General features: G+C 37.2%; 6 protein-coding genes. All 6 read right to left on the reverse strand.

All coding sequences use genetic code 11. The annotated features are described in order from the left end of the window. Nucleotides 1–238: 238 nt before the first annotated feature. On the reverse strand, nt 239–1132 hold the full coding sequence (locus tag PHQ99_07460) for an acetamidase/formamidase family protein (protein ID MDD4289406.1): 894 nt from the start codon (nt 1130–1132) through the stop codon (nt 239–241). A gap of 11 nt (nt 1133–1143) precedes the next feature. After that, on the reverse strand, nt 1144–2181 hold the full coding sequence (locus PHQ99_07465) for a branched-chain amino acid ABC transporter permease (GenBank protein ID MDD4289407.1): 1038 nt from the start codon (nt 2179–2181) through the stop codon (nt 1144–1146). Nucleotides 2182–2184: 3 nt separating this feature from the next. Continuing rightward, entirely contained in the window at nt 2185–3096 is a 912-nt protein-coding gene (locus PHQ99_07470; GenBank protein MDD4289408.1) for a branched-chain amino acid ABC transporter permease, read from the reverse strand. Between the two features lie 39 nt (nt 3097–3135). Further along, a complete protein-coding gene (locus tag PHQ99_07475) occupies nt 3136–3849 on the reverse strand; it encodes an ABC transporter ATP-binding protein (GenBank protein MDD4289409.1) in 714 nt (237 codons plus the stop codon). Nucleotides 3850–3858: 9 nt separating this feature from the next. Next, nucleotides 3859–4689, reverse strand: a complete 831-nt coding sequence (locus PHQ99_07480) for an ABC transporter ATP-binding protein (GenBank protein MDD4289410.1) — start codon at nt 4687–4689, stop codon at nt 3859–3861. Nucleotides 4690–4773: 84 nt separating this feature from the next. Beyond that, a complete protein-coding gene (locus PHQ99_07485; protein MDD4289411.1) occupies nt 4774–5994 on the reverse strand; it encodes an ABC transporter substrate-binding protein in 1221 nt (406 codons plus the stop codon). Nucleotides 5995–6645: the final 651 nt, after the last annotated feature.

The following is a 6645-nucleotide window of genomic DNA, read 5'->3' on the forward strand; positions in this document are numbered from 1 at the left end:
CCTAACGGCTCTCGAAAAAGCAATTCTATATTCGGATCATTAAATGATTTTTCAATATATTTATGCAAAAGCTTAAAGGTCTTTTTATTGGGGCGAACAAATTTTGTATTCTCATTATACCCGCTGTTAATAGTTCCCCCGGTAAAGAGAAATAGAATTTTCTTTTTCTTTGCCATCTTCCCTATCCTGCCTTGTCATTCTGTATTTTCTTTAAGGCTGATATGTCTGACATATTCCCTTATTGTGGCCACGATTCTTTAATAATTCTTTTTGGAATGCGTGTCCTGACTGTTTTCAGCGGATTGACAACCTGGCTTATCTTTAAATCAGTTGCAATGCTTGCCAGCATATATGCCTCAGACCAGCTTACCATACTTTGTTCCTGTATAAATTGTACAACTTTTTCAGTATTAAATCGAATAGCTTCTTCTAAGGTATCTGCACTATTAATAAGATAATAGTTGTCTTTGCTTTCCAGTACAGGATGAGTTAAGCATTTATTTTTAATTACATCTATTTTAATAATTATTTCTGCCCGAATCTCTACTCCGGTTCCGCAAACTTCTCCGTCTCCCATAACCGCATGGACGTCTCCCAGGGATAAATTAGCCCCTGAAACAAAGACAGGAAAATATATTTTTGAACCTTGTACAATATCCACTGTATCCATATTTCCACCATGATAGCCCGGGCTTCCGCATGGAACTCCTTCACCTTCAGGAGCAACACCAATCACACCTATCATTGGGCGTACAGGTAGGGAGATATTATTAAATTTTACCATTCCATCGGCTATAGGAACAATTTTTGTTACCGCTTTTTCCACCCGACTTCCCAATGGTCCCCACCCCGGATACAACTCAACTGCTCCCTGTGAATCCAGTGTTATCTTTTCAATAGTCACTGCCAGGATATCTCCCGGTTGACAGTCATTCAGAGCAATAGGTCCTGTTGCTGGATTGACCCGGGAATAATCAAAGTCATCATTTAATACATCACTATCCTTAACAATCTGATGGCTGAAACAATCTTCAGTCTCCACAAAAATCTTCTCACCAGCATCAACAGTCAGTACAGGTGTATTTTTTTTATCCATAGCAAAAACAACCTGGTCACGGGTAATTTTTTTCATTTTTTCATACCTCACTTTTCGATTCTCTCTGGCGAATTTCTGAATCTCCTGAAAATGGAATCAAAGCTGAATTCCTTGCCACGCATGATGCCATCAGGACGGTAAATCATAATTATTATTATAATAATTGCCATCAGCAGGTTGACCAATCCATACATGGGAGGAATATTTTGACCAAACAATACAAATCCTTCCTGTATAGGCGCGGCAGCCTGGGTGAATAATGTAACAATTGTGGCTCCTAATATAGCTCCGGAGATAGTCCCAATACCCCCTATTGCCAGCATGGCAATCAGTTCAAATACAAACATCAGGTTAAATGCCTGTGGATTGATACATTGGATTAAATGAACCCACAATACTCCTCCAATAGCAACTATAAAACTTCCTATAATAAAAGAATATATCTTATAGCGTACAATATCAACACCCATCACTGCAGCCAGCCGCTGGTCTTTAGAAATAGATATCAGGGCTCGGCCATACTTGGAATGCATCAGCCTCCAGACGAAGATAACTGTTAATAAAAGAATACCGTATATCCACCATGAATCCGTGTAAGAAGGAACATTTCTTAATCCGTGAGAACCCTGGGTATAGTCATGCATATTCTCCGCCAGGTTAGCAATTACAAGATTGATTCCCATGGAAGCCAGGATAAAGTAATGACCTCTCAGCCGGAAGGCAGGTAATACCAGTACCACACTGGTTACAACTCCCAATACTGCACCTATCAGCATAGCAGGCAAAAAAGGTAATTGGGCTTGTTCCAGCCACATGGGTAGATGCAAAGCTGCCTCTTTGTAAGAGATTGGCATGGTAAACATTATGGATGTGTAGGCGGCTACCAGCATTATGCCACCAAAACCCAGGGAAAATATATTAGTATAGCCATTGGTAATATTTACTCCGATAGCAATAATTGAATTTATTCCAACCAGTCTGACTAACTGCAGATTAAACCCGCCTAAAAATGTCTCAGCCAAATACAATAAAACACCGATAATAGCAATTATTAATAAAGAAACACTTAATTTTGTTGAGTTCATCTTCTATTCCCCCCATGTTCCTTCATATTTGACATTAGGGCGGAATAAGCCGGTCGGCTTCAGGAATAAAATCAAAAACAGTAATCCCCATACAAAGATTGGACGCAGTGCTGAAAGATGTGAAGGCAGGAAGGCAACAAATAATATTTCACCAATACCCACAATAAAACCACCAATCATGGCACCGGGAACATTGCCTATACCTCCAATAACCGCTCCGATAAACCCTTCTAATCCAGGGGTAAAACCCATACTGGGTTGGACAATGCCGAAATTTAAACCATACTGAATTGCAGATACCCCAGCCAGTGCTGAACCGATTATAAATGTAGTGACGATTATCCTGTTGGTATTCACACCCATTACTTCTGCAATCTTAATGTTGTAAGATACTGCACGCATTGCAATTCCAACTTTGGTATATTTGATTAAGTAAGTAATAATCAACATTACTACAATGGTTACTATAAACATGACCAAATCCCTGTTGCTGAAGACAATTTGGCCTACCATCTGCATACCTCTAAGAGCTTGAGGTGCCGGAAATGCCCTGCCCTGGTCTCCAAAAATCATCATAAATAGATAACGGAGCCCTAAAGAGGCTCCAAATGAAGCAATAAAGACAGCTACTATAGGTGCTTTATTTCTGATACATGGCCTGTAGACAAGATAATATAGTAAAAGTCCTGTTACCACTGAGGCAAGGACTGCACCTATAACACCTATTAAGAATGAAAACTGATAAAAAGTTACAAGGATATAACAGGTAAAGGCACCTATCATAAATATTTCACCATGCGCAAAATTTATAAGTCCTAAAATTCCATAAATCATTGTATAACCTATGGCCAAAAATCCAATAACACTTCCATAGATTAACGAATTAACAACTTGTTGTAAAAGATATAAGCCCATTCTTGATCTCCTTTGATGTTACTCTCAACATTAGTAGATTTAAGCTACACCCAGATAAGTATTTTTGATATAATCATTTTTCAATAATTCTTTGCTGTCACCTTCAAGCCGTATTTGACCTTTTTCCATAATGTAAGAATGCCTGGATATCTCTAAAGCCAGATCGCTGTTTTGTTCTACCAGCAAAATAGGTGTTCCAGACTGGTTTATTTCAAGAATTTTTTCAAATATATGGTCAACAATTATAGGAGCCAATCCCAGGGAAGGCTCATCCAATAAAATAAGTTTTGGTGACGGCATAATAGCCCTGGCTATTGCCAGCATTTGCTGTTCTCCTCCGCTTAAGGAAGAAGCAATCTGATTTTTTCTTTCATACAACTTGGGAAATAATTCATAAACCCATTCAAGTCTGTTTTTCATTTCTTTGTGATTTTGAATCAGATACCCGCCTATACGTAAATTCTCATATACGGAGAGATTGCCAAATAACTCCCTTCCCTCAGGGGAATATGAAATGCCGGAACTTGCAATTTTGTGAGAAGGAAATTTATTAATATCCTTTCCGTCAAACATTATCGAACCGCTTTTAGGTCTGATAATACCCATGATACATCTTAAAGTTGTTGTTTTGCCAACTCCATTAGAGCCAATTAATGATACAATCTCTCCCTTATCCACATGTATATTTATTTTATGAAGAACATTACTTTCGCCATATCCTGCTGTTATATCTTTGATTTCCAATAACAAAATAATTACCTCCTATTTCTTAGCCCTGAATGAATTTTTTCCTAAATACGCCATAATAACATCTTCATTATTCTGGACTTCATCGGGGGTTCCCTGGGCAATAACCTTGCCATTATCCATTACTGTTATCCTCTCACTTACCGACATTACCAGTCGCATATCATGTTCAACAATAATTACACTGAACCCAATTTTTTCTTTTATATCCATGACCATTTTGATGATTTCATCTGCTTCTGTCGGGGTTAGACCTGCGGTAGGTTCATCCAGTAATAACACTTTAGGATTATAGGCAACAGCCCTGACAATCTCTACTTTTCGTTGTATACCATAAGCCAGATCTGATACATTGGTATGGCGATATTCGGTCAGATTAAATGTATTAATCATTTGTTCAATTTTTGCATTCATTTCTTTTTCCTGTTGCTGGTATACCTGACTGGTTAATATGGCACTGGGGAAAGAGTAGGTCAGATAATTATGGAAAACGGCTCTGATGTTTTCTATTACGTTCATCCCATGCAATAATCGTATATTTTGAAAAGTCCGCACAATTCCTCTGGCAGAGATCAAGTGTGGAGGGAGATTTGTTACATTATCACCCTGGAAAATAATATTTCCGCTATCTGACTTTAAGACACCGGTTAATAAATTAAAGACTGTGGTCTTCCCTGCTCCATTTGGGCCTATTAAACTGACAAATGCTCCTTTTTCCAGCTCGAAATTAAAATCTGAAACAGCAGTAAGTCCACCAAATCTCTTGGTTAAATTCTTTACTTCTAAATCTAAATTATTATTTTTATTACTGTTACTAAGAGTTTGACTGTTTCTTGTATCATTCATATCACCCTCACTATTATTGAATAAGAACCAGGGCACAAATGATAAAACATTTGTGCCCTTTGTTGTTTTTTTTAATTACATATTTTAGTTAAATATATCTTCCGGGTCCAAACTATCAAGGAATATCAATTCCTGATTCTGTACAGCTTTAAATACAACAGTCTTTAAAGGAACGCGTGGATATTCAGCTGTTTCTGGATCTGGATAAGAAATAGGGGCAGTTGTAGTTGTAAAAACATCTTTGGCCTGCAAGGCATCACGTATTGCTGTTCTCTTTCCGGCTAAGTCCAGAGAATCCCATGTTTCTTTTCCGATAGAATCAATAGCTTCCATTATCAATCTTAAGGCATCATAACCTAAAGCCTCAAATCCACCCGGTGTTTCGTTATATTCTTTTGTAAATTCATCGACAAAATGTTTAGCGTTCTCAGTTAACGGATGGTCTCCTGCAAATTGAGTAGAAATAATCGAACCTTCAACTGCATCACCACCAACCTCAATAATTGTTACATCATCAGCTCCGTCGCCAAACATAAATGGCAATTCAATTCCCATATCTCTTGCCTGCATTGCAATTTTAGGAGCATCAGGAGGTAATGGTGGGGTAATAATTAAGCCATCAATTGGGTCTTTGGCAAATTTGATTCTGGTTAACTGTGCTGAATAGTTCACATCACCGGTTTGGTATATTTCCTGCATCACGATTGAATCAGGGTCACCAGTAATCTCTTTAAAACTTTCCATAAAAACTTCAGACAGGTAGGTGCTGTAAGCACTGGCATTATCCCACATGATAGCAACTTTTTCCCAGCCTAATACATCAAAGGCATATTTTGCCATTGCCCGACCCTGGATATTGTCTCCAAAGGCTGCCATGAATACATAGTCACCGATTCTGGTTTGAGTAGGAGTGGTAGCACTACCGACTACTAAAACAGTCTGATGATCCTGTAAAACAGGACCCATGGCTGAAGTAAAGGAGTCGTCAGTAGAGCCGGCAACAGCCACAACCTTGATATCTTCGCTTAAACGTTTGGCTGCATTAGAGATAACGTCTAATTTTCCCTGTCCATCTATATTATGCAATTCAACAGGGTACCCAAATATTCCGCCTTCATCATTAACAAGTTTAACGGCAAGTCTGGCGCCTTTTAACTGCATCTGGCAGGATGTAGCACCAATCCCGATTGAATCCCAAATTGAACCTATAACAATTTTATTGTCCTGGGCAAAAACCATTCCGCTGGTAAAAATTAGCATTACAACTAAACTAATAACTACATATAGTACTTTATTTATTTTCATTAAAATATCCTCCATTTCATTTAGTAGTTTTATAATATTTTTAAATACATTATTTCTCTCAGTATCCCTCCTCTCTTTTTGACAGCTAAATCACTAACCAATCCGGATTATTGAAATAATAATTCAAAATAAAAACATAGAATTTAACAAAATGGCATAATATTTTCTGCAAATTTGAGTAATATTATTCAGGAATTTATACATGAATTTCATATAAATATATCACTACTCAGAGATAATAGTCAATTATCAGCGAACATTTTAGTGCAGAAAATATTCCCTGCCAGCATGCTGGTTACCCGATTTACCAATTGACCGGTTTGCCCTTTTACCCATTAAAAAAACTTTACAGCTCGCTGTTTTCAGAAAAAAAATATACCTAAACATATATTTTGCAGTTTTGCAGTTTTGCAGTTTTGCGTAAAATTATTTACTTCTTAGGACTAAATAAATAAGATTACCGTGCAGTTAAATATCTGCTCACAATGGAATAATCGTATATAATAAAAACTATAACTTATATTGTTAAATCTTTGATTAAGGTTTTAATCACAATACCTAAATGCCTATGAGAAAAATAAGACAATTTTTATTTTTAATGTTTATTATTGCCCTATTCAGCATCACTGTTGTTGGGGAAAGCAGTGATAT

The organism is Atribacterota bacterium (assembly GCA_028703475.1).
Taxonomy (GTDB): Bacteria; Atribacterota; Phoenicimicrobiia; order Phoenicimicrobiales; family Stramentimicrobiaceae; genus JAQVMU01.